Origin of the sequence: Photobacterium angustum (genome assembly GCF_003026365.1) — a bacterium.
GTDB lineage: Bacteria > Pseudomonadota > Gammaproteobacteria > Enterobacterales > Vibrionaceae > Photobacterium > Photobacterium angustum.
Genome location: NZ_PYOM01000008.1, coordinates 18,404 through 44,040, shown reverse-complemented (window position 1 = coordinate 44,040; position 25,637 = coordinate 18,404). Strand labels below are relative to the sequence as shown.

Genomic DNA, 25,637 nt, shown 5'->3' with positions numbered 1-25,637 from the left:
ATCAAAGTGTTTATTTGAAATGTAGAAAGTAAGAAATGGGTAGATATAAGCCAGCCAAGATGACTAGCTCGTTTTTGGACAAAAGCTTGTTAGACTTTCAACTATATCTAGTTTGATAGGTGTTAGGAAAAATATGGACAACGCCTTACCTAATTACCTAATGAGCTATAAAAAAATCAACTCTTAATATTAATTTTCTCGCCTTTGAATTGTCACGCAAAATAAAATGAAATGTTACTTCTTATTTCATTAGATTGATTTTTCACTATAAAAGCACGATTGCAGATGTTAAAAAAGCGAAAGTGAAGCTGTATTTTGCACGCAAGGAATTAATAGCAACGGAGAGGCAGATGAAAAATTACATTAATAAATCCCTGTTAATTGCGACAACTGCAATGTTAGTTAATCCAATGGCAATAGCTAGTGTTGAAGTAGGAAATGGTTTAGGTGTTGAGTTAATTTTGAATGATAAGTTCAAAGGTACACCTGACGCTTCATTGTATACAGTTAGTCATTTCAATAATGTTAAAAGTGCGAATGACGTTTACAAAGCAAATGGCTTAACTATCGATTTGTTTGTAGATAAAGTTGTTTATGAAAGCTACGATGATACATTAGTTACACACCGATTAAATTCTATGATGAACGCAAATCGTGAACAGTTTGCGTGGCAATCTAAACCATTTATTTCTGTAGTAATTTCTCAAAGTGATACAAGTGTACTTGGTGCGTCCACTCAACCCGAAAGTGATGCAGAATTCGATCCTGATGGTGAACCTTTATATCAAATGGGACAACACCGTTATGTCACTTTAAATAAATCTACAATGTATGGTTCAGATCAAACAGATAGTAATTATTACACTTTCGCGCATGAAATGGGTCACGCTTTGGGTGCGTTGCATGAGAAAAGTGATGAAAATCATCAACATGACGTTGTGGATGAATATTATGCAAATGCATTAGCTGCGTCAACATGTTTAGATGGTTCAAAACCTCTTATGATCGCTAATGCAGAGTTCTATTCAAAAACACCATTAATTACAGGTACGGCTAACTGTCCTTTACTTGATGAAAGTAAAAATCCCAATGGTGAAGTAATGCAGCGTTACTACAACAGTACGCAGCAAGACGGTTACACTATGAAAGACCGCACACCTAGCACGTTAGAATTAGCGGCAACTGAAAATATTAATACACAGCAATTTGATTTTACCGTAACTCGAACGGGTAAAACCGAAGATACAGGTACATTATTTATTGCTGGTAACGGTATTGGTTTAACACCTATTGATTTTTCTCTTGGTGAAGATGAAACAAGTAAAACAATCAGTGTGGACTTTGCCAAATTACACGAATTAATGACTACTTCTGACCAAAACTTCCAAAACGGTTTAGATGTGAAAAATACCGTGTATGCGGTAGCACAAACAACGAACGAAGTGCTAAAAGGTGCGTTCAATGTGAGTGACGTTAATACACAATGGAAGTCTGTACCTAAAGATAATGAGCCACAACCAGAACCAGAACCACAGCCTGATAACGGTGGCAGCGGTGGTGGTAGTTCATCGCTTGGCTTTCTAGCTTTGATTACGATTTTTGCGTATTGGCGTAGAAAGCAGTAATCAGATAGAAAATATATAAATCGAGAGCTAAACCCGTTACATACCATAAAGAATGTAACGGGTTTATTATTACCTGATGCTGTTAGAAACAGTTACCTTAAATTAGATATAAACGATCTTATTTGATTGGTAACTAAATTAAAGTGCAGAGACAAGTATTAATACAAATTCGTAGAGTTAACTTGTCCATTATACGAGCTAGTCAAAATAACAAACTCGTTATTGGACAAAAATCATTTAGAGTATTAGCCGCATTTCTGATGATAGTTATTAGGAAAAGTAATGGAGATACTTCAGCATCGCTATCCAACTTACTATCAATATTTGCTTACATTAGGTGGCTTCGGGCTTGTTCAACACTTGGGATTTAGTGTTGGCAGCGCAACACCTTAATCCTTATTTGTTATAAATTAACGCGATCCCCGATACATAACTTCTTCTTCGTTAATGCCAAGATCAAGGCGCATAGCATTCAACATTTCATCAGCTTTTCCTCGCATTTCGACCCATGAACCTGACTGACCTTCGTAAACAATAGGAATAAAGTAGTCAATCAAATCATTGTATTTATCTAAAACATTTTGGCTTGATACGAGTGCAATATAGCCGTATGCCTTTGTGCGATTGAAAGAGAATGAATGCTCAGCCTCTTCGCTTAAGGCCTTTTGCTTACCAACTGTCACAGCTTCCAGCTCGCGCAAAATTTCACAAACTAAATGTATAACATCCTTATAGATTACTAATTTTTCGTAATGCCTAGTCACATCCTTTTGCTTTAACAAATCTAGTTCATTTTTTATGCTTTCTAGCTTCTCTGCATGCAACGCTCTCTCATTTTGGAGCATTCTTGATGCCCAAAGTTTTGCCAGCCAATTTGAACATGCTGCCACGATTAGAGTGCTTCCTCCTACAGAAGCAATTATCGCCGCAGCAGTACTTAATATATCGTTCATAATTTCCTTAATTTATAACGTTGATTAGGCGAAAAATTATCGCCTTTCCTTCAGCGGTGATGCAGTCATTTTTATATTAACTCAATTGATAATCAATATGTTATGACACATAAAGAAAAGTGGGAGTGCAAGATGTCGCCTAATGACAGGAATAAACAGTTCGAATAAGTTTTAGTAGGGCAAACACACGCCTTATAAATTGTGTTGATTATTTAATCTAAGTGATTTTGGTCATTTCTGAGCTAGCCAAGAGAGCTAGCTCGTTGTTGGACAGAAATTAGTTAGGTTATTTGCTATATTTTAGCTGGTATGTATAAAGAAAAGTAAGGAAAACGCCTAAAATAAGTGGCGCCACGGTGAACCCACAAAGTGCACTGAATTCCCAACCAAAACCACTGTGTTAACGCGTCAACTTGATGTTTTTGTTATATGAAAACTTAGCTAGCTCACCATATTGTTTTTTAACGTTACATCATACCGAATTGGGCACTCACTCTTGAGAGCCTGTTCATCTATCTTACAAAGAGCAAGAATAGGATGGCTTTTGAGCTTATCCATTACTACCAAAACTATTAGATCCTCAATCAGATGCATCATGTTAGAGCAAAGAACATCTAAGTCATTTAGCAAATCATGTGGACCTTTTTTTACTTTGAGTTTTTTTGTTAGATCATATGTCCACACTGGAAGTGAAAACCGATTACCGGGTTTAATACTAAAATTCTCGACCTCTACCCGTTGTCCTTCCCCAGGGTGCTCTATCGCGTTGCGGCATTCTGAAAGTAAGCGAATCCAATCAAAATCTTGATCAAGCAATTTTACTATTTCGTTGTCTGCACCCAATCTTTCATTCAAAAACTCTATATGCTTATTAAAGTGTGATTCGTTTCTATCATTAATTGGTATCGTATAAAAAAGAGACAAAAATTTAAAGGTATCTATCAACACTAGCTTAGCATTTGTAAGGTAAACTCGAACTTTAGAGTCTAATTCGGGAACCTTGGGTAATGCTGGGAGAAAGTCATTATTTTGGTTATCTGAAATGATTTGGTTACATTTAGGAATCAGCTCTTGATAGAGGTGTTCAAGTTCTGAAACAACATTTCTGCAATTTAGAAGCTGGCTGTTCAATCCCCATATATGGGATAGAATCTCATCTTTTTCTGCGTCTGAGCTGTTAATAAACGGCACAAGCTTTACCGCTTGCATCAGGACTCTGGCGACATACTCAGAACTGCAACCAAAATCAGCTACTTTTTCATACGAATGTTTAGTACCCAATTCAGTACCTTCCGGATCGATTGAATCCGCAGTAAGCATTTTATAAATGCTATTGGCTTTTATTAGGTACAAGGAATCCCCAATCACCAAAGATTCAAGAATTGCCTCTTGCCTATCAAAGTTATCAGGATCTTTTACCGCAATAGAAAATGCACTATCTCTGTTAAACTTTCTCATTATCTCTCGAAAACCTCTTTTTCAATAACAGCTTATTAATAAGCATTCTTAATTTTAAGTAAAAAGATGCTTTAAGAATGACGCACCATAACCCACTTAACCTATAAATATCAATATTTTACCAACACCCTTTACCTTTCGAAGTGAATTTGGGGTATGTAGAAAGTAAGAAATGTTGTTATTAAAAAAGATTTCTTATTAAATCCAAGGACAAATAGCAGAAATCATCAAGATTAGTTATAACTGGTTAAATACATAGCAAATAAAACTAACCCAAAATCACGTTAATAAAATATGAATGAGTATTTAATCTAACACGTTTTGGGGCAATTCCGAGTTAGATGTATTGCCAATTCATAATATCGAAAGACATCGTTTCAGCATGACCGATGTTGCTGTATCTCTCCTCTTTAACTTAAATTCGCAAGAAAACCGCGACTACCAAAGAAACACACTTTCCTTACTTAAAGCCACCAAAAAGTCAGCTAGTAACAAGTAAGATAGTTATTACACATTTAGAGATGCTAACCACCTAGCACACCCTTTATTTTTGCCATAATAATTGCGTCTTATTGTTTTTTTATACTAAAAATAACAATGACATATTTATGATAATTATTTAATTTTATTTATACTTAACATGTATAAACTCCATTATTTTGCATTGTTCAATTATTAATAAACAACGTAAATGTAATCATGACCATACATAACAGAAGGGATACGAATGTTTAATTTTCCAAAAGTACTGAAATGGGTATTTAGCTTAGCTTTACTGCTCCAACTGACAGGTTGCGGTATTAATACAATTCCCACGCTCGATGAACAAGTAAATGCAGACTGGGCACAGGTTGAAAATAATTACCAACGCCGTGCTGATTTGATCCCGAACCTTGTAGCAACGGTGAAAGGCTATGCTAGCCATGAAAAAGATACATTAACGGCTGTTACAGAAGCGCGTGCAAAAGTCTCTTCAATGCAGGTTACCCCTGAAACATTAAACAACCCTGAAGCCTTTAAAAAGTTTGAAGCAGCCCAAGGAGAACTAAGCAGTGCGCTATCTCGTTTAATGGTTGTATCTGAGCGTTATCCTGATTTAAAAGCCAATGAGCAATTTATCGCACTACAAGCACAACTTGAAGGTACAGAAAACCGTATTGCAGTTGCTCGTCGTGATTACATTAATAGCGTTAAAGCCTTTAATACAGAAATTCGTACTTTCCCAGGTCGTATCTGGCATTGGATCATGTATAGCGATTTAACCGTTAAACCAAACTTCTCAGCAACGGCACCCAATGCTGATGTTGCACCTAAGGTAGCATTCTAATGATAAAAAAAGTCCTGTATTTTACCGGACTCTTGTTGCTAGTTAGCCAAGTTTGCTTTGCACAACCCACCTTCCCAAAACTGACGGGACGTGTGGTGGATGATGCGCATATCCTTAATGCTTCGCAAACAAAACAGCTAGAGCAACTGCTTGCGGATGAAGAGAAACAATCTTCAAACCAAGTCGTTGTTGTTACCATTCCATCAACAGATGGGATCCCTATTGCCGATTATGGGTATCAACTCGGTCGTAAATGGGGTATTGGCAATAAAGAGCATGATAACGGCGTGCTATTAATTGTTGCCTATAACGACAAGAAAATCCGGATTGAAGTCGGTTATGGCTTAGAAGGTGCACTACCAGATGCGACAGCCATTAGTATCATCAACCACGAAATAAAACCTGAGTTTAAATCAGGACAATTTGCCACAGGGATTAAAAATGGCGTCTTAGCGATCCTTGGTGCAATTAAAGGTGAATATAAGCCTGTGGTTCAAGAAGAAAAACCGTCTTATGATCTTTACCTATTCATACTCTTTGTCATCGTGATTCAAATTATCGCTTTTAGCCGACGCAGAAGTAATCGTTCACAATATTATCGTCGCAATGGTGATGTATTCACCAGTGGTGGTTTTGGTTCGGGGAATTTTCCTCGCTCTGGCGGTAATGGTGGTGGCTTTGGCGGAGGTAGCAGTGGTGGTGGTTTTAGTGGCGGCGGCGGTGGCTTTGGTGGCGGCGGTGCATCAGGAGGATGGTAAATTTGAAGTTATTTACTAATGAACAACTAGAAAGAATCAGCCAAGCAATTGGGGAAATTGAAAAAACAACCGATGCTGAATTAATGACTGTTGTTGCAACTAAAGCCGACGACTATTATTTTGTACCGACATTGTGGGCAGCAATTATTGCGTTATTTATTCCCGCCCTACTCAATTTCTTACCTTTTTGGTTAGAGTTAAACGACGTTCTATTATGTCAGTTAGTCGGCTTTATCGCGTTTACCTTGTTATTTAGGATCCCTGCGATTAAATATCGCCTGGTGCCAAAAGCAGTGAAACATCGTCGTGCTAGCCTAGTGGCAAGAGAGCAATTTCTCGCCAATGGTATTCATCGTACCAAGCAGCATTTAGGCGTGATGATTTTTGTTTGTGAAGCTGAACATTACGTTGAAGTCTTAACGGATTTCGGTATTAGTGAACAAATCAGTGATGAAGCGTGGAGTTCTATTGTTGCTGATTTCACAACTAATGTTCGCGCAGGAAAAACCTATGAAGGCTTTCTGCAGTGCTTAGAGCAATCAAGCAAGTTACTGGCTAATGCTTATCCATTAACTGAAAACAAAAATGAGTTACCTAATTGCTTAGTCGTGATTAGTTAATCTCAAATACCACACCCAAAAGGCGCTCACTGAGCGCCTTTTTCTTTATTATCATTATTATTTGTATATAAGTATTTAGGCGCTTTCTCGGCAGCAACGTATTAAATTACTGAATCAGTGTTACGTCCTAACATCACGCCCCGTTATTTGTTAAATAAACAATATCGTATGTATCATTTAGTTACAATATTTTACACTTCCTTGGCAATTATTAACAAAACGACACGATATTTTTTGTCTAAAGTACACTGCCACGTTGTATGCAGTAATTGACCGATAAAAGGACATTCAATGAGAAAAAGCCCACTTTTCCTTACAGTATTACTCGCTGTTGGTACCCTCTCTTTTTCAAAAGCTATGGCTGAAACCGTAACAATGCATAAAGATATTCAAGGGGTTTCCAAGATCGCTTTAAATTCAGCGGGCGATCTTTTTATCAAACAAGGGAATAAGGACTCTCTTAGAATAGAGATCGATAAGGCACTCGTACCTGAACTTGATGTATCTAAAACTTGGAACACGCTCAATTTAAATCTAAAACATAGTTATAACTATCAGCCTAACTCGGTAAAATACTACGTTGTTTTGAAAGACATCACTGAGATTAGTACAAAGAACTCAGGAAAAGTTGTTATTTCCTCTAACATCAAGGCAAATGATCTTGATTTAAATGTCGAAAATAGCGGTAGTATTTCGGCTGAAAAAATTAATGTCAGTGATTCAACCAATATTGCACTCGCTAATAGCGGCAGTATTTCAGTTGGAAATTTAAATACAAATAACTTCCAGCTTAACTTGAAAAATAGTGGGTCAATTAATATCAACAACCTTAATGCAAATAACCTTGATTCATCACTTGCAAATAGTGGTTCCATTAATATTTCAGAAGGTAAGGTAAATTTGCAAACGATTAAACTTGAGAACTCAGGAACATATAAATCAGGCGTCCAAGCTAGTCATGCCTATATTCATATTTCAGGCTCTGGTAGTGTTTATGCCGATGTAAAAGATCAGGCTTCAGTCAATATTTCAGGTAGTGGTGATCTCTATCTTACAGGATCACCTGCACTTAAATCGGTATCTATAACAGGATCAGGGCAAATACACTCAATGTAAGCCAACCCATTAATCTTATCTACGAGAATCCTCATTAATATGTGATTCGATAAAAATAATCAATAACGGATTTACATTAGAAAAACACTCGTGTAAATCCGCTGTTTTTATTCTTATCATGCTGTCTTTTTTTGGGGTTTAAAAAGGTTAAAACAAACAGGAAACTAATGAATAATTCAATAGAAACTGAGCGCTACGACTACCTAGATAATATCAAATGGGTGCTGACGATAATTGTAATTGTATTTCATAGTGCAATAATTGCATGCAAAATTCCAATGGGTTTAATTTACCCCCCGTCAAAGAAACGATGCAATATCAATATGAGATTTTAGACACATTTGTGATTATCAATGCGTCATTTTTTATGTCGCTGTTTTTCTTTATATCAGCCTACTTCGTGATCCCTTCGATTGAGCGTAAAGGAGCTGGAAAGTTTATGTTGGATAAACTAAAACGCCTCGGGATCCCTACTTTAATAACCTTACTTGTGATCTTTCCAATGATGTCACTTGACTATGCCACATCAAACATTAAAGGCATTTTCCTTACCGGAAATATTGATTTGGGAGTTACCTGGTTCTGTTGGACCCTAATAGTGTTTAGCGGAGTATTTGCACTCTGTTCTCAAATCACCTCAGGGAGTCAAAAAGGTTTCGTCGATAAGCCGATTCCTGCAATTTGGAAGATTCTACTGTTTGCCATAATAATGATTCCCGTCAATTTCTTTGGCTTGCATCTTATGGATAGCCTGGGTAGCACTTTCCTAGGCTTTCGCCTTCTTAAAAATTTTCCAATGTATATCAGCATGTTTTACTTTGGCGTCCTAGCTTATAGGTATCAGTGGCTGGATAAGCTGGAATTGAAACACGCTTTTTATGGGATCCTAATGTGGATTATAGCTATGTCATTCATCAGACCAATAGCTTCCGGCTATGGTTATGATGCAGATATGGTTACTCGTGGATTCACCGTGATAGGGATGTCGATGTTTCTACTATATTGCTTCAAAGAGCTATGCAATACCAAGGGACGATGGAGCTCTATGTTGACTCGTACTGCTTTTGCTGCTTATGTGGTGCAGCTTTACCCAATGAAATTGACCGCAGATTTTTATCAATCTTTTATGACTCAGACTCCCTTAGTAAACTTTGTCGTTATTGCTATTCCTTCGGTGATAGGTTCTTTTGCGATTGGCTACCTTATTTGCAAGACACCCATCCTCAAACGTATCTTCTGAACAAGCTAAACATGTGACTCTGTCATCGGGTGACGGAGTCACAGTCCATCAGATTTATTACTCGTATGACCTAAAGTAGAAATCACAGGCTAATCCATCTACGCTATATCCTCTACAAAAAGTATGCTTCTTTCTGTCCACCCACACAGCTAGATATTAACCATTAGGATTAATGTTACATTTGAGAGATACACTGCATTACTCTTCTTCCTACTAGCTGTACGCTCTATCCTGATCGCCTTACAAGATCTAGGTTTTATGAATAAAGGAGTCGTTCTGATGGTAAATCGTATCCATTTTCTGCGCGTAGGTATTTAACATATCGACGGCTTCAGCAAAGTGGTATTGATCGTCAGCAGGATGAGATAACACTGTATCGTCAATTGTTACCTTCATCTTATTTTGATATTGAGAATGGTAGGTCACTTCTGTGGTTAGCTCAATGTTCACATTCGTATCAAAATAGGTCGTTTCTAATCGCATTTTTTCATGTGCAGGTAGCGTTTCATTGGCTTCTTTTACCATTTGACTCAGCTCTTGCTTCACATCCATTGTTATCTGATCTGTGTCCGTCATGATCATCAAGATGGGCGTCTTATTATCTGCATCTGTAATCGTAACTGTCGTCGTTAACTGTTCATCGTAAACGTCACCTAACCTAACTTCACCACTTGGTTCGTTAAGAATATTTTGTGAGGTCAGAAACTGGTAAAAAGATTGTCCGCCTATCACAATAGCACCAACAACAATACCTAAAGTTATAATCCATGTGCTCTTCATAAAAATACATACTATCAATTAGTTATATTTATTATATTAGTCTCTAGCCAAGTTCATTACGTGAGTGAAATCACGTTATTTCGTTTTTTAGAACCACTAAAGACTTTTTGAACAAAAAACACATGGTTTATTTCATAAATTTATAATAAAACCAATGCGTTAGCTTTTTTCTATATAATTGAAATCTTCAATTACAAATATCCCTGTTTCATATTAGGAAAAAATAGCATCTATGATGTTACTTTTTATCTTACTTCTACGATTTTAGTGCTAAGGATTGAAAAATAGAGAAATACCCCAAGATATAGAATATAAGCAAAGCATAATAAAACTATAAATACATTCTTATCGCTTTTATTTATGCCTAAATCTGGCTTAAAAAATAACAAAAATACAACACCTTATGGTAATCGTTGTATCCTATTTTAAATTTTCTTTTATGCTCAATGAAAAGAAGATACTTGGAAGGACATTATTGTGAATACAAAAACAACAAACGTGGTTCATGCGTCTTCACTTAAAGCGCCAGTCGCAAAGAAAGTACCACATGAAATGACCATCCATAATGATACACGTACCGATAATTACTATTGGATGCGTGATGATAAACGCAGTGATCCTGAGATCATTGCACACTTAAACGCAGAAAACGCCTATACCGATGCTGTAATGGCGCATACAGACACATTACAACAGCAACTATTTGAAGAAATTAAAGGCCGTATTGTAAAAGATGATAATTCAGTCCCCGTAAAACAAGGTAATTACTTCTATTCCAGCGAAGTAACGGGCGATAATGAATATCCTGTTTCAGTTCGAGCAGACGATTTTGCTGGAACGAATAAAACCGTATTACTTGATATTAACGAACTGGCTAAAAACCACGAGTACTATAACGTTTCAAGCCTAAGCATTAGCCAAGATGAAAATTTACTGGCTTATGGTGAAGATACCGTTAGCCGTCGTATTTACACCATCAAATTAAAAAACCTTACAACGGGTGAATACCTTGCTGATGAAATCACAGGCACCAGCGGATCCATTGCGTGGCAAAACGATAACAAAGCGTTTTATTACATCAAAAAAGATCCACAAACCTTACTAGGTTATCAAGTATTCCGTCACCAATTAGGTACAGACCAAACAGAAGACGTGCTGATTTTTGAAGAAAAAGATCAAACGTTTTATACCTCAATAGGTAAAAGTAAAGATAACGAATTGGTGTATATTTGGCATTCAAGCACTGAAACCAGTGCGGTTTCTATTATCGATGCTAACGATCCAAACGCCACTGCAAAACCATTCTTAGCGCGTGAAGAAGGCTTAGAGTACAGTATTTCGAAACTTGGACAGCAGTTCTACGTACTGACTAATTATAACGCTGTTAATTTCCGCTTAATGAAGGTTTCAACCGATCAACTTGGTGATAAGTCAAAGTGGCAAGATGTAATAGCGCCAGCCGAAGGTGTGATGTTGGAAGACTACGAGCTATTTGATAACTACCTTGTATATCAGCAACGTTCAAATGGTTTAACCCATGTGACAGTTCGTCAATTAGATAGCAATGAAGAGCGTGAATTACACTTTAATGATGAAGCATTCACCGCTTTCTTCTATGGTAATAAAGAGCTTAATACCAAAAAGCTTCGTCTTTACTATTCAAGTATGACAACGCCAGCTTCTCACTTTGATATCAACCTTGATAACAGTGAATTTACGTTATTAAAACAGGCTGAAGTACTAGGTGATTTTAACGCTGATAATTACAAATCTGAGCGCTTGATGATCAACGCTCGTGACGGTAAACAAGTACCTGTTTCTTTGGTTTACCGTAAAGACTTATTTAAAAAAGATGGCACCAACCCGCTTTATCAATATGGCTACGGTTCTTATGGTTCAACCATTGATCCTAGTTTCTCATCATCACGTTTAAGCTTGCTTGATCGTGGTTTTGTTTACGCGATTGCTCATATTCGTGGTTCTGAAATGTTGGGTCGTCCTTGGTATGAAGATGGTAAAAAACTCACCAAGCAAAACACCTTTAATGATTTCATTGATGTGACCAAAACCCTTGTTGAGCAAGGCTATGGTGCTAAAGATAAGATCTTTGCCGTTGGTGGCTCTGCGGGTGGTTTATTAATGGGTGCCATTGCCAACCAAGCGCCTGAATTATATTGCGGAATTGCAGCACAAGTGCCGTTTGTGGATGTAGTAACGACTATGCTTGATGAGTCGATCCCACTAACAACGAACGAATACGATGAATGGGGTAACCCAAATCAAAAAGAGTACTATGAGTACATGCTAAGTTACTCTCCATACGATAATGTTGGTCAGCACGACTACCCAAACATGCTTGTGACAACAGGGCTACATGATTCACAGGTACAATATTTTGAGCCAATGAAATGGGTTGCTAAGCTGCGTGAAATGAAGACAGACAACAATCGTTTACTGTTTAAAACCGATATGGAAGCCGGTCACGGTGGTGCATCAGGTCGATTTAAAGCACTACATGAAGATGCTCTAGAATATGCTTTCTTTATCGATCTATTAAACGAAAAAGCAGCTAAATAATTAGCCCTATTTAATCGTAATAAAACAACCACAAAACAACAAAGCCAGCGAATATGCTGGCTTTGTTTTATCTTTTTTCTACTTACTATGCTCAATACAGATCTTTTGAATATCCGATCCACTCAGTGCTAATTGCGTTAAACCACACAAGTGTGTGCCATCTGTTAACGTTTGATTGTGCTTACAGGTTTTGCACACGCCAAAGGATTTACACTGATTCTGCTGCTGCATAGTTAATAACAGACTTTCAAGTTGTTGCTGTAGCACTTCCCCATCTAGCCCATAATTAATTGTCGCGTTATCTTCCCACACCTTTTTCAATAACTGAGATGGCTGAGCTTTCGCTATTAATGTTTCGCCTTTCGCTGTCAGGGTAATATGGGTGATCCGCTTATCATTAGGATCTGGTGTTTTACTCACATAGCCTTTGTTTTCCAGCACTTTTAAACTTTGTGACACTGTGCCTTTTGTTAAACCAAGATACTCGGTCACCGCTTTAGGCGTATCGGAAAAGCGATTACAAATCGATAAATAGCACAAAGCATCTAGCTGCACAGGCAAAAGTCCATGCTCAACTAAACACGTTCTAGTCTCGTTACGGATCAAATTTCCGATCCGCTCAAGTAACTGATGGATAAGTGTAATATTCATAACTTAATAGTATCGACTCAAAACAATATTGACAAGCTGATTAAAGCTCTGCTAAACCTATTATAGTATCGAGTCGATACTAACTTAAGGATTTAGCATGATGACTATTAAAAATACGATGCCTACACTTTTAGCACACACACTTTCAGCGGTATTGTTTATTGGCGCATCAAGCGTAATGGCGCATTCTAACGGCATTAAAGCTTCCGCCAATAATGCTAAGGATCCCGCGTTTGATATCGTACACGCTAAAATCACAACACAAGGCGATCTTGCAACTTTTCACATCGCGGTATCAGGTATGGCTGGCAAGGTAAAACCGACACCAACAGGAAAATTAGCTGGTAGTGACGTTTTTTCTTATGTCTGGCCTACCACATTAAACCCTGCTGAAGTTGGCTTTGAAAAAGATGCTGGGATCCTAGCATTGGCAGTAACTGCTCATCCTGATTTTGATGACACACCGCTTTATGACGAAAATGGTGATGGCGATAAAACTAATGATGGGAATGTTTGGCATAGCCACTGGGTAGTATTAAAACCTAATGATAAATGTGGTAAAGGATCACTCGGTGTCGTTGATATTCCAAAAGGTGAAAAACCGACACTGCCAAAAACTTGGCCGGGCTTACCACTATTAATTGATAGCCCAGATGCAACACCGATATTTAAAGGTGATAGCCTAGATATCACGATTAAAATCGACAACATTACCAATTTAAAACTGGCGAAATTTGACGGTGTGACTTCTGGCTTACGTGTTAACGAAAGTGCCCATGCTCCGCTGTTATGTGTGCAAGATGTGTTTGATGTTGCATCTGGTGATTTAAGCCTACCGGGGATCGTAAACAAATAGGTGTAATCGCATTAATATTATGGCGTGTTCGAGATTGAAATCATCACCGATCACGCCATATTCTCTTTCAGAAAGCTTTAATACGTATAATCACATATATTACAAGCGAGATTAATGTGCAGCTCTCTTTATTGCTCATTCAGAATTCAAATGATTAAATTTCGATGGTTGAACTTTATCAACCTTCTTATGTTTACGTTAAGTAATAGAGAAAAATTAACTAAAAAATAGCCATAGATTAACTTTTCATTTGTAGTGAATAAATATTAATCTATTTCTAATGCCTCTCACCTGTTACACATAGAAACACTTTATTCATAAAAAATCATAAAAACAACGTCATCATTTCTACAAATGAAAATCCTCTCAAAAATATTAAATATAATTAACAAATAAAATATTAGGCTAAAAATATTAATATTCCGTTCAGCCTTCATTAAACAAAACACTGTTTAATTTAGCTTTTAATATTCAATTATTATTGAAAGAAAAAATCCATAACTAAAAAATATAAATATCTATAAGGTTTATCAAAAATGTCTCAACAAGCCATTGCATCAAGCACGGTATTTAAACGTGGATCATTTTTATCAAACATGCTTTATCCAAACATTACTGGAATTGATAAAGTAAGAAAAAAATTTCGTCTCTATTGCTGGTGTGTGTTCTCACCTAAAGTTACTGATGAACTAATGTGCTACTTCAATGACCCATTACTTGAAAAATTAATCACGGTATATCCGTCATTTATTGAGAAACCACTTAAGCCATATGGCTGTGTTTCATGGGATAAAGAACAAAGAATGCAGATGTTGGAAAAACATCTCCAATTTATGCTGAACAACTTTTCTTCAAACCTTTTAAATATATATCAGCATGAAGGCATTAAGTTATCTCAAATAACAGATAAAAATGACAACGTTTACAATATCTATCTTGATGCTGGTTACTCAAGAGAAGGTTCGCTGGGTCTTACGCTCACCGATAGTAACGACATGCAATTATATTGTATTAGTTTTACCGTTAATCAAGATCAAAACCATTTACATATTGGTGCGTTACAAGGCCCAGACAGTGATATTGAGAACCGTAAAGAACTCATCAAAGAGTTAACTAAGGGACTATATGGCTTACGTCCTAAGGCATTAATGGTGGAATTAGCTCTAATTTTTGCTGATGTTTATCAATTAAAAAACATTACCGCTGTCAGTAATAATGGCCACATTTATCAAGCACTCCGTTATATCGGTTCAAAACGTCATGCGGTTAGCTGTGACTATGACCTGATCTGGCAAGAATATAAGGGTGTTAAAGAAAGTAACGTAACCTATAAATTACCTTTATTACCAAAGCGAAAAGACTTAAGCACACTCAATCGTAATAAACGCAAGCTTTATAAAAACCGTTATCAGTGGCTGGATGAATTAAAACAAACATTAGCGTTAGCACTTAAATCGGTAAATTAATAAAGTATGAATAAATGACAGTAGTCTTTATTACTCATATTTTTCTAATCTTATTTAATTAGAAAATTTAGCGTTAAATGACCATAAACAGAAAAACCGCTCACAAGGAGCGGTCTTTATGTCGATGGGTGTGCGAACCATCAATTATTTTTTATCAATTCAGGAAAATTGATGAGGTAATCATATATCAAACTAAAAACTCTTCAAACAGATATAACGCACTATTTAATTGAATAATCAACTACTTTTAAAAAACGTGATCATTTTTAAAAGTTCAAGGTTACGTACTAGAAAAAAGGGTGATAAATGACAGACATAGAATAGTCGTTATGCCATAAAATAAACTGAAGTATCTAGATTAACGTTCTGTTATCGTATCCCGTTAAGCATTCTTTTAAAACAGAAGTAACAGCGTGTGGATAAGTAATAGCATTAAGCTAATACTAAATAGTTTTACAACTCCTCACTAAATTTACCACACTGGTTGCATTTATAACCATGTTGATATGTAAACAAAGGGAAACCTAGCACAATAAACATTAAAAATGCTGGGCGCTTACCTTTCGTATAAGTAACTACATCATGACTACCGCAGTAAGCACAATGTTCATGCTCGTTGTCAAAAGGTGGTATTTGTTCTTCTAGCGCATCAGAAAAATCACTTACAAGCAGCACTCTCGCTGACTCTATATCTTTTTCTTCCACCATCAAACGTACCCCCCCTATTGCATTAGAATAGAGCCACTGTGTATTGACCGTGAACTCGTCGGCAAGGTAACAGTGAATACCGGCACTTTCTAGATTAGCTTTCGCTATATGCGCTTCATGTACAAAAGAAAAACGCTCAATAACAACCATATGTCCTCCTAACTTAGGTGTACGACATTTAATTTTCGATCTGCTATAAAAAAGCTCTGATCAATAATCAGAGCTTAATTTTACCTTTAGCAACTAAACCTAACCTGTCTGTTAATGATTTTTATTTACATCACCTAGCTTTAACCAAGTATCGATCACAGTATCAGGGTTTAGTGAAACAGAACTAATACCTTGTTCCATTAACCATTTTGCTAAATCGTCATGATCTGATGGTCCTTGACCACAAATACCGACGTACTTACCCGCTTTCGTTGCAGCATCAATCGCCATTTTCAGCATTGCTTTAACCGCAGGATTACGCTCATCAAAGAGATGCGCAACATCACCAGAGTCACGATCCAAACCAAGCGTTAGTTGCGTCATATCGTTCGAACCAATCGAGAAACCGTCAAAGTACTTTAAGAAATCATCCGCTAATACGGCATTTGATGGCAGTTCACACATCATGATCACTTTCAGCCCTTGATCGCCACGGCGTAAATCATTTTTCGCCAGTAACTCAATAACAGATGCAGCTTCACTTGGCGTACGTACAAACGGGATCATAATTTCAACGTTCTTTAAGCCCATTTCATTACGAACACGTTTTATCGCTTGTGTTTCCAGTTCAAAGCAATCTTCAAATACCGGTGATATATAACGAGAAGCACCACGGAAACCTAACATTGGGTTTTCTTCATGGGGTTCAAATTCTTTACCACCAATTAAGTTACTGTACTCATTCGATTTGAAATCAGACATACGAACAATCACACGCTTAGGCCAGAATGCCGCAGCAATGGTTGAGATGCCTTCAGTTAACTTGCTAACATAAAAATCAATAGGATCGTTATAGCCCTTAATTTTCTCTCGAATTTGCGCTTTTAACTCAACACTTTGTGCATCAAAGTTCAATAATGCTTTCGGGTGAATACCAATCATTTTATTAATGATAAATTCTAAACGCGCTAAACCTACGCCTTCATTCGGTAATTGTGCAAAATCAAACGCACGCTCTGGATTACCTACGTTCATCATCACTTTGGTTGGTAATATTGGTAATTCATCTACCGCAGAGCGTCGAACTTCATAATTCAATTCACCTTGGTAAACATAACCTGTTTCACCTTCCGCGCAAGAAGCAGTAATCGTTGTGCCATCTGTTAAGACTTCTGTCGCGTTACCACAACCAACAATCGCAGGGATGCCTAATTCACGAGCGATAATGGCAGCATGGCAAGTACGACCGCCACGGTTAGTAATAATCGCAGAAGCACGTTTCATTACAGGTTCCCAATCAGGATCTGTCATATCAGTAACAAGGACATCCCCTTCTTGAACCAGTGACATTTGATCAAGCGAATCAACCAGACGTACTTTACCGCTACCAATACGCTGCCCAATCGCGCGACCTTCTAATAACACATCCGCTTTATTATTCAGCTCATAACGCTCAATTACATTTTGAGATTCTTGCGAACACACTGTTTCTGGGCGCGCTTGAACAATGTAAAGCTTGCCATCAATGCCATCTTTCGCCCATTCAATATCCATCGGACGTTGATAGTGCTTTTCAATGATCATTGCTTGTTTAGCAAGCTCTTTAATTTCTTCATCATTAATCGAGAACTGATATTGTTCTTCATCTGTGGTATCAACAATGTCTACTTGTTTACCAATTTCTTGATTATCTGAATAGATCATTTTGATGAGTTTTGAACCAAAATTCTTTCTAACAATCGGTGCATGCCCAGCTTCTAGCATTGGTTTATGGACATAAAACTCATCAGGGTTAACTGCCCCCTGAACCACCATTTCACCTAAACCCCAAGATGAGGTAATAAACACCACTTGATCAAAGCCTGATTCAGTATCAAGCGTAAACATTACACCTGACGCTGCTTTATCGGAGCGCACCATGCGCTGAATACCAGCAGACAGTGCAATGCCCTTATGATCAAAACCTTGGTGCACGCGATAAGAAATCGCACGATCATTAAATAGCGAAGCATAAACGTGTTTCGTTGCCTCTAATACCGCATCAACACCTTTTACATTAAGAAATGTTTCTTGTTGACCCGCAAAGGAAGCATCAGGCAAATCTTCTGCGGTCGCAGACGAACGAACCGCAACGGAAAGTGCTTGATTACCGTCAATCAATTCAAGGTAATCACGACGGATGCTCTGCTCTAGTTCAAGTGGAAACGGCGCATCTAAAATCCAATTACGGATGGTAGCGCCTGTTTCACGTAGTGCATCTACGTCATTGACATCAAGAGTACCTAGCAAATCGTAAATACGATTATTCAGCCCTTCATACTCTAAAAACTCATGGAATGCGTAAGAGGTAGTCGCGAATCCGTTAGGAACAGACACTCCCGCATTTGAAAGGTTTGATACCATTTCACCAAGCGAGGCATTCTTACCGCCAACTTGGTTCACATCATTCATTGATAACGTATTGAACCAAAGGGTGTGCTTTTGCATGTGTTTCTCCAACAATAATCAACTACCATGTAAAGAAAAGGCAAACGTTTGCTTTAATCGGGAAAAAATTTTCACTTTTAAGTCAGGTTGTGGACTTGGTAGCAAAATGTTTGATTACTTTTCTATACCTTAAACGCATCTTATCTAAATTTATTTCATGATTTAAACTTATTATGCATCCCAAAATTAGAACTCGTGACGTATTCTACATTTCTGATGGAACCGCTATTACTTGTCAGACAGTTGGACATGCTGTCCTTGCGCAATTTCCATTGAAAGTCAATGAACAGACCTTTCCTTTCATAGAAAATGGGCACAAGGTCGCTGAAGTTATTAAAGAGCTTGAACGATCTTTTTTAGCGACGGGAGAAAAGCCTTTGGTTTTCTTCTCTATGGTCGTACCTGAAATTAAACAACAGTTACTGTCAGCCAATGCCCTGTTCTACGATGTATTACAAACCATGGTTAATTTTGTTGCCGACGATCTACAATTAGAACCAAAGCCACAACTACAACGCTCACACAGTGTTGGTAAGGATCAAGACGGTTATTTTGATCGAATAGCGGCTATCGAATACACCCTTTCCCACGATGACGGTATTTCTCTTCGTGGTTTAGAGGACGCTGATTTGATATTACTTGGCGTGTCACGCAGTGGGAAAACACCCACCAGCCTTTACATGGCAATGCAATTTGGTTTAAGAGTGGTGAACTACCCATTTATTGCCGAAGATCTTGCCAAACTTCGTTTACTGCCTGAATTTGAAATACATAGACATAAACTTTTTGGCCTAACTATAGATCCAGAGAGGTTGACAGAAATCCGAAACAACCGACTCGCCAATAGTGATTATGCCAGTGAAAGCCAGTGTGAGTCTGAGCTGTTCAGTGTAGAGAGTTTATTTCGCAGAGAGGCGATCCCTTATATCAACACATCCAGTATGTCCGTTGAAGAGATCTCAACCAGAATATTAGAAAGAACAGGATTAAAACGCCGCCTGTTTTAATACTTAATTAAAAACTTAGAAAAAGAAAATGAAGCTCTGAATACATAACCGTAAACAGAGCTCTTATTGATTCAATCACAACGAGCCAGAAGAAATATTTGTTAATTCCTGCTGTTGTACTTAAATGAGAACCAAAGGTTACAACATTACCAATATTGACATTACTACTATTAATTAATATTGACGCCATTACCAAAGTTAACACCACTTCCCATATTTAAATTGGTGGCGGTTGATGTGCTCAAACTTACCTGATGAGAACTTGCTTCAAGAAAACAGCTACCACACCCAGTATCAACAAAATCACCTACTCGTGCTAGATTTGTACCTGACACATTTGCAGCTCTTGGTGACTGAGCAATAATAGGCCCTTGACCACTGCAACTTTTGCTTCCACATGGACAAGTTGCAATATCACCAACAAGGGCAACCTTTTGTCCATTTATAATTACACCGCCGTGACCTGATATAACAGAGCCGCCAGTTGTGGTTTTACTGCCAACCGTTATTACGTCATTACTCATCAGATAGCCCTTTAAATTTACTGAACGTAATAATACTAAATAATGTACGTAGGCAATAATTTGCCCGTATTTCTGAAATATTTATAGCAACCCATTTACTCTTAAAAACCTAGTCATATCTATTTCCGCCATAATTTTTCTGTTTTCCCTAATCTTTTAGCTCATACCGGATAATAGGGCGATAAAAGGAGTAATGTAATAATGCACATTAATGCCCGATTTTCTCTATATCATCGAAAGGCAATAAAATTAGAAAGTTAACTTAGATCAAATCATGGTGGGAAGCGAAATGACTCGCTCCCACCATTTTATAATTGATCAATATAACGTCTTACTTAATTTAAAGTTCTTAAACAATGACGTAGTAAAAGGATTGGCATCCGCTTCCGAATTTAAACGATAAACGACATCCCCACCATCAAGCGCAAACTTGTAATCCACACTAGTAGAACTTGCGCTTACAACTTCTCCTTTTTCTAATAATCGGAAGAATGCCCAAGGCCCTTGTACAGTTACAGCTCTTGGTGACAAGTTTGCTGCCGAAGGCACTAAAGAAAGCTTAGAAATTGCCGTTTCTCGAAGAGTATTTGGCCATATAACCTCTGTTGGATGACGAGGACCATGACTAAACTCGATATATTGACCATCAACATTAATAACACTGCGAAGTTGATTTGCACTTAAACTAACAGGCTCAATTGTAAACTCGACATCCAACAGCCCTTTACGGTTAAAGAATGCATGTTGAATTTTCTTAGCGCTCTCAAATTGCTTCAGCACATCACCACGTAGTATTGAGTTTTCACCACTGTTTCCCAAAGAAATATTGTCATCTACAAATAGCTTCAGATCATTTTCATAGAAATTATCCAATGTTCCATCAGGCGCAAAAAATGACTCAAAATCTTTTAACGATACATCTTTCGACGCATTATGATTAAATGGATAACGTGTCATCAGCTTCTCTTGATATTCTTTATAAACATCATTTTGCCAGCGAACTTCGACATACTTAATTGCTTCTTGTTTTAGTACATACCAACTCTCATCAGCAATACCTTTAACTAAGGTATCAAGCGGTGCTGGCAAATTTGTCGCCATTTGGTTTAATGCGAAAATTGGATCGTTATTTTTTAATGCTAACCTTTCCTTCGTTGCTTCTAGTGCAGCTTTTCCTTTATCTGGAGCATCTTGAATTGCCTTCATGTAATGATAAAGTTTTTGTACCGAAGACATTACTTCTTGTAAGTATGCTGGTTGATTACCATTTTTTTCTAACATTGAATCTATATCAGCAAACGGCAATGCAATCGTAGAAGCAACACGGTATTGAGGAGATTTCATCATTGCTAAACGTGCATCATCATTTTCAGATAACTTAGGAAATAGCTTTGTGTTAACGTCAACGGTTTTAACAAAACGTTCTATTGGTTGATTATGACCTACAAGGTTCCCTAAGATACTTACCGCTTCATCAATATCTGAGAAATATTTTATATCTAGGTTATTAAGAGCAAGCTGCCAAGTATTTATGTAATCTTCTACATATAAATCGCGAATTTTATTACGTAAAACCTGCTTGTCTTCTTCACTAAACTTCGCAACTGTTGATTCACCAAGAACCCAACTGTCAGCCAACGCGATATCAGATAAAGATTCAACCTTAGGTAAAAAGTAGCTATTAAAACCTTTGCGAGTTAACAATTGTGAGATAACTAGTGCATTATCTTGAACACGTTCTTCGAAAACAGATTCAAACATAGGTCCAACAGACTTCTTCAAATTCAGCGGTGCACCTAAAGTTTCAGCAGCTGATCGCTTTAAGCTGTCATAAACACGATCCGCTAGAGCAACAGAGCTAAGAGCGCTCTGTGTATTGCCAATTAAGTTATCATAAGGTTTTAATACTGCGGCCGCACTCTTGTTTCTTTGATTTCGCAGTCCCTGTAAATCAGTATGCAGCAAAGCATAATTTAAGTGTTCTAATAGCTGATCTTGAGTTTTTGCGTCATTAGGAAATGCGTGTTGCCATAAGCTCGAAAAGTAACTTAATACAATATTATTTTGGCGGCCACTTAGATCTGTTAGCATTCTAAAAGTACGTAATGCAGCCAGCTCTTGTTGCTCTGAATCAGCATTTTTCATATCCAAAGCAAGTTGCTTCATTAATGCGGGTAAAAAACGAAACTGTAAAAGCCCCAAATACGTTTCTTCTACCTTAGGTCCAATAGCGTGCCCCTGATATAACCCCATATCTGATAAATATTTTGACTTATCTTGAAATACTCCAAATTCTAAGGTGGCATTGCGAATTGAATTTAAAGGCTCTAATAGTTCCTGCTCCGTTCGCATCAATTTCACATCAGAATATTCGTCCTTAAATTCACTAACTTGCTCAAGAACAGCGTTTTGATGTGAGATATTCTGCTGATAATAACGTTGCCAGCTACCAATTAAGAGAACAGAAGCAATTGAACAAGCAAGAACAGATACAGCCATCACCCTTCGTTTGTGCTTTATCACACGTAAACTATCTGACGCTATACCCGCCTCAGGATAAATAACTTCACTAAAAAGTTTCTTGATAAAGTAAGTGGTTGAGTTTTTCGAGTGCTGCGCACTGTTAATACTATTCGACAGCCCATATCGACGGGAAGAAGCATCAACAAACACATCTGTTGGTACGCCCTGTTGATAAACAGACAGAAAGTACATACCACGAATAAGGGCTGGTGTTGAGAATTGGTCACTGACAAAAGCATCATTTAATAGCTGCTTTAGTATGTGATGTAAGCCTGCTATCTGGCGAGAGAAACTATAAATGGCAGCCCTATCATCACTATCCGTTGCATGACGCAATGCCGCAGGCAAAGAATCATTAATTCGATTAATAAACTCTTCATAGTCATTATCGAATTCAGTAAGCCATTTATCAAAGTCTTCAACAGTATCAAGCGAGAATGTAAATCCCATGACCTCTTCACGTTGGCTTTGAGTATAGCTTCGGAAATAGGGTTCAAAACCATGCAAAAGGTCAAACTTTGTCAACGTTATATATACAGGCATACGGGTAGAGAGAATTTCCATTAATTCCCTCAAACGTGCACGCAAAAGGTTCGCGTACGCACGACGTTCAGATACCGTAGAGCTCGCTAAGTGCTCAATATCTAGTGCAATTACAACACCGTTTAATGGACGCTGAGATCGTGTTTTTTCAAGCCAGTTAACAAAGTTTAACCAAAGGCGGCGCTCCATCTCACCATCATTATCTTTCTCATTTTGGCGCTGAGTTAACAACTCCCCATCAGGATCAATTAATACTGCATCATCACCAATCCACCAGTCAAAAGAATAAGGGTTTTCACTTTTCTTACCTGAGGCTCTCATTACATTTGAAAATACAAAATCTTGGCTCGAACGATTAATTAAGCTTGTTTTGCCTGCATTCTCTAAACCTAGCACCAGATACCAAGGTAAGGAATAAAGGTAGTTACGCTTATTTAAACTGTGTTTCAACTCCCCCATCACTTGGTTTAATTCTGTTTCTTGACGCTCTTCTAAACGCTTTATCGGATCTTCAAGTAACCTTTCTTCACGATCATTATCTTTGTGAATACGTTTCAAACTGCGCCATTGCATAAATCCCCATACAGCAAAACAGCATAAGGAAAAAATAACACTCATAACGATACGAGATGCCACAGAGGCGAATGGTTGTTGGTCACCAATTTTTAACCATGGGCCTGCCCACCAAATGGCAACATTAATCAGAATAAAAATTGTAAACATGAGCATAGGCATTGATGATTTAACACCTGAAAGAAGCCTATTTATGATCGGTCTTATTAAATTCAACATATGATATTTTCCGGTGTTATTGTTCGGCAATATTATTTTTAAGTTGGGCGAGTAATGATGGTTCCCATTCAGTCACCGACATTTCATTAACTTGCCGATATAACGTCTGGTATTGCACCGTTGCCATGGAAGATAGTGAATGAGCTTCCATGACATCTGCAGATAGTAATCGCCAATAGAAAGCATCTCTGGGTTCTGTCGCTTGTGATAATCCTTCATCAAGCATGCTTAAGGCTGGTGCTATCCCTTCATCCTCAGCTAACTGTAATGCTTCTGTACGCTTTACATTCCAACTGCCTTGTTGAGTTATTTGAGCGACTTTAACGCTTTTATCTTGGTTAAGAAGCCAAGCGATTGTAGTTTCACTCGCAAAAGGAACTTGTCCTTTGAATGAATAAGTCAGTAATGCTGGTAGGCGATCAACAAATGACTGAAGTTCATCTTTAATAATTGAAGCCCAATCATCCAACCCTAAAGCCTTTGCAATACGAAAACTAAGAAAGTGACCATCTAACCAGTAAGGTGACTTAGTTAAACTTTCTTCAACACGACTCCACAATTCAATATCCGCACCACGCTGTAAAGACTCTTCATAATCGCTAATACGATCTGATGAAACGGGCATTAGTTGTGTTTCTTTTTGAGCATTTGCATCTGGTAAGGTGTTGATTGAAAACCACATAGCAAAACGACGCACACGTATACTCAGCTTTATTGCATCGCTGCCAAGCTCATTTAGCGAATCTACCGCTTTCAATAACGAATTTTTAAAAGCACGCTCACTGCTGTTATCTATATCTAAATTAGGAATAGAAATCGGGGTTCCAGTCGACGTCTGACTCGTAATGACTGAAGATGACGAAACAGCAACATCTTGTGATGGTTGTGGAGCTTTAATTTTATTCTCATGATTATTACGACCAGCCTGTCCCAAGTTAACGCGAACACGAGCAGAAATATCATTAATAATATCTACAGGCAGTGATAGCGAAGATGCTTGGTTATCGAGCTCTTCAAGCAATGCCTCTAACACTTGTTTTAAATCACTGTCGAATAGGCTCCAATCTAACTTGTCTGCGGCAACATACGTTCTCTGACAAATTTGATTAAAGAATTTTTTACGATGTGTTTCACCACGCGCCCCAGGAAATGGCTGGCATTCAAGCCAAAAATTAGAGAGAAAATCAACCAATACACCTATCGACAATGAAAAACGCTCTGGTGTTGCCTGATGCTGTAAACATTGCATCAACACTGTCAGTAATTTCAGATCCTTGGTGTGCTCTGAAATTAAGCTTACGGCACAACTTTCCACTTCATGCCATTGCACTTCTCCATGGGAAAGAGTACCGACCTTCATCATCTGATCATCGATAAAATTTAATTGAGGATGATCTCTTAAACGCTCTCCTACTGGATTATCCGGTGATATCGGAGCGAGAAGTTGCTCCCTTAAAGTTCCCTTCAACATGATTC

The 25,637-nt window shown here is 37.7% G+C and carries 19 protein-coding genes; 10 read left to right on the top strand and 9 right to left on the bottom strand.

The window, feature by feature from the left end:
- The first annotated feature begins 350 nt into the window (after positions 1-350).
- A complete protein-coding gene (locus tag CTN01_RS09675; RefSeq protein ID WP_107342152.1) occupies positions 351-1,625 on the top strand; it encodes a M12 family metallo-peptidase in 1,275 nt (424 codons plus the stop codon).
- Positions 1,626-2,035: 410 nt separating this feature from the next.
- On the opposite strand, the gene CTN01_RS09670 is transcribed toward CTN01_RS09675, so the two are convergent.
- Both CTN01_RS09670 and CTN01_RS09665 read right to left on the bottom strand, forming a co-directional pair.
- The gene (locus tag CTN01_RS09670) at positions 2,036-2,578 is read right to left on the bottom strand and encodes a hypothetical protein (protein ID WP_045150372.1); all 543 of its coding nucleotides are present in this window, start codon (positions 2,576-2,578) and stop codon (positions 2,036-2,038) included.
- A 441-nt stretch (positions 2,579-3,019) separates the two neighbouring features.
- Positions 3,020-4,036 (bottom strand): hypothetical protein, encoded by a 1,017-nt coding sequence (locus CTN01_RS09665; protein ID WP_045150374.1) that lies wholly within the window; start codon positions 4,034-4,036, stop codon positions 3,020-3,022.
- 727 nt (positions 4,037-4,763) lie between these two features.
- On the opposite strand from CTN01_RS09665, the gene CTN01_RS09660 reads away from it, so the two are divergent.
- The 5 genes from CTN01_RS09660 to CTN01_RS09640 all read left to right on the top strand — a co-directional run bounded on the left by CTN01_RS09660 (position 4,764) and on the right by CTN01_RS09640 (position 9,097).
- Complete coding sequence (locus tag CTN01_RS09660) at positions 4,764-5,363, top strand: LemA family protein (RefSeq protein ID WP_045150375.1); 600 nt, start codon at positions 4,764-4,766, stop codon at positions 5,361-5,363.
- Entirely contained in the window at positions 5,363-6,121 is a 759-nt protein-coding gene (locus CTN01_RS09655) for a TPM domain-containing protein (protein ID WP_045150376.1), read from the top strand. The genes CTN01_RS09660 and CTN01_RS09655 overlap by 1 nt, the downstream gene beginning before the upstream one ends.
- Positions 6,115-6,741: a TPM domain-containing protein gene (locus tag CTN01_RS09650; RefSeq protein ID WP_080896242.1), complete on the top strand. Its 627-nt coding sequence runs from the start codon at positions 6,115-6,117 to the stop codon at positions 6,739-6,741. Before CTN01_RS09655 ends, CTN01_RS09650 begins: the two co-directional genes overlap by 7 nt.
- A gap of 291 nt (positions 6,742-7,032) precedes the next feature.
- Positions 7,033-7,857, top strand: coding sequence for a GIN domain-containing protein (locus CTN01_RS09645; protein WP_107188337.1), 825 nt, complete (start codon positions 7,033-7,035; stop codon positions 7,855-7,857).
- Between the two features lie 265 nt (positions 7,858-8,122).
- The gene (locus tag CTN01_RS09640) at positions 8,123-9,097 is read left to right on the top strand and encodes an acyltransferase family protein (protein ID WP_244156120.1); all 975 of its coding nucleotides are present in this window, start codon (positions 8,123-8,125) and stop codon (positions 9,095-9,097) included.
- 249 nt (positions 9,098-9,346) lie between these two features.
- Here CTN01_RS09640 and CTN01_RS09635 read toward each other — a convergent pair whose 3' ends face one another.
- On the bottom strand, positions 9,347-9,877 hold the full coding sequence (locus CTN01_RS09635) for a hypothetical protein (RefSeq protein WP_045150380.1): 531 nt from the start codon (positions 9,875-9,877) through the stop codon (positions 9,347-9,349).
- A 477-nt stretch (positions 9,878-10,354) separates the two neighbouring features.
- Here CTN01_RS09635 and CTN01_RS09630 point away from each other — a divergent pair, with 477 nt between their 5' ends.
- Complete coding sequence (locus CTN01_RS09630; RefSeq protein ID WP_045150381.1) at positions 10,355-12,454, top strand: S9 family peptidase; 2,100 nt, start codon at positions 10,355-10,357, stop codon at positions 12,452-12,454.
- 78 nt (positions 12,455-12,532) lie between these two features.
- Here the strand turns inward: CTN01_RS09630 and CTN01_RS09625 are convergent, their stop codons facing one another.
- Positions 12,533-13,105 carry a MarR family winged helix-turn-helix transcriptional regulator gene (locus tag CTN01_RS09625; protein WP_045150382.1) on the bottom strand — a complete coding sequence of 191 codons (573 nt, stop codon included), beginning with the start codon at positions 13,103-13,105 and terminating at the stop codon, positions 12,533-12,535.
- A 100-nt stretch (positions 13,106-13,205) separates the two neighbouring features.
- Between CTN01_RS09625 and CTN01_RS09620 the strand changes: the two genes are divergently transcribed.
- The gene (locus CTN01_RS09620) at positions 13,206-13,961 is read left to right on the top strand and encodes a hypothetical protein (RefSeq protein WP_045150399.1); all 756 of its coding nucleotides are present in this window, start codon (positions 13,206-13,208) and stop codon (positions 13,959-13,961) included.
- Between the two features lie 536 nt (positions 13,962-14,497).
- The gene (locus CTN01_RS09615; RefSeq protein ID WP_107342151.1) at positions 14,498-15,427 is read left to right on the top strand and encodes a VirK/YbjX family protein; all 930 of its coding nucleotides are present in this window, start codon (positions 14,498-14,500) and stop codon (positions 15,425-15,427) included.
- A 453-nt stretch (positions 15,428-15,880) separates the two neighbouring features.
- Here the strand turns inward: CTN01_RS09615 and CTN01_RS09610 are convergent, their stop codons facing one another.
- Both CTN01_RS09610 and ppsA read right to left on the bottom strand, forming a co-directional pair.
- Positions 15,881-16,285, bottom strand: a complete 405-nt coding sequence (locus tag CTN01_RS09610; protein WP_045150383.1) for a putative signal transducing protein — start codon at positions 16,283-16,285, stop codon at positions 15,881-15,883.
- 111 nt (positions 16,286-16,396) lie between these two features.
- Positions 16,397-18,772, bottom strand: a complete 2,376-nt coding sequence (ppsA, locus tag CTN01_RS09605) for a phosphoenolpyruvate synthase (protein ID WP_045150384.1) — start codon at positions 18,770-18,772, stop codon at positions 16,397-16,399.
- 173 nt (positions 18,773-18,945) lie between these two features.
- On the opposite strand from ppsA, the gene ppsR reads away from it, so the two are divergent.
- Positions 18,946-19,779 carry a posphoenolpyruvate synthetase regulatory kinase/phosphorylase PpsR gene (gene ppsR, locus CTN01_RS09600; protein ID WP_045082370.1) on the top strand — a complete coding sequence of 278 codons (834 nt, stop codon included), beginning with the start codon at positions 18,946-18,948 and terminating at the stop codon, positions 19,777-19,779.
- A gap of 170 nt (positions 19,780-19,949) precedes the next feature.
- Here the strand turns inward: ppsR and CTN01_RS09595 are convergent, their stop codons facing one another.
- From CTN01_RS09595 to tssA, 3 genes are all read right to left on the bottom strand, one after another.
- Positions 19,950-20,303 carry a PAAR domain-containing protein gene (locus tag CTN01_RS09595; RefSeq protein ID WP_045150385.1) on the bottom strand — a complete coding sequence of 118 codons (354 nt, stop codon included), beginning with the start codon at positions 20,301-20,303 and terminating at the stop codon, positions 19,950-19,952.
- Between the two features lie 318 nt (positions 20,304-20,621).
- Positions 20,622-24,161 (bottom strand): type VI secretion system membrane subunit TssM, encoded by a 3,540-nt coding sequence (gene tssM / locus CTN01_RS09590; RefSeq protein WP_045150386.1) that lies wholly within the window; start codon positions 24,159-24,161, stop codon positions 20,622-20,624.
- 16 nt (positions 24,162-24,177) lie between these two features.
- Positions 24,178-25,632 (bottom strand): type VI secretion system protein TssA, encoded by a 1,455-nt coding sequence (gene tssA / locus CTN01_RS09585; protein ID WP_045150387.1) that lies wholly within the window; start codon positions 25,630-25,632, stop codon positions 24,178-24,180.
- Positions 25,633-25,637 lie beyond the last annotated feature (5 nt).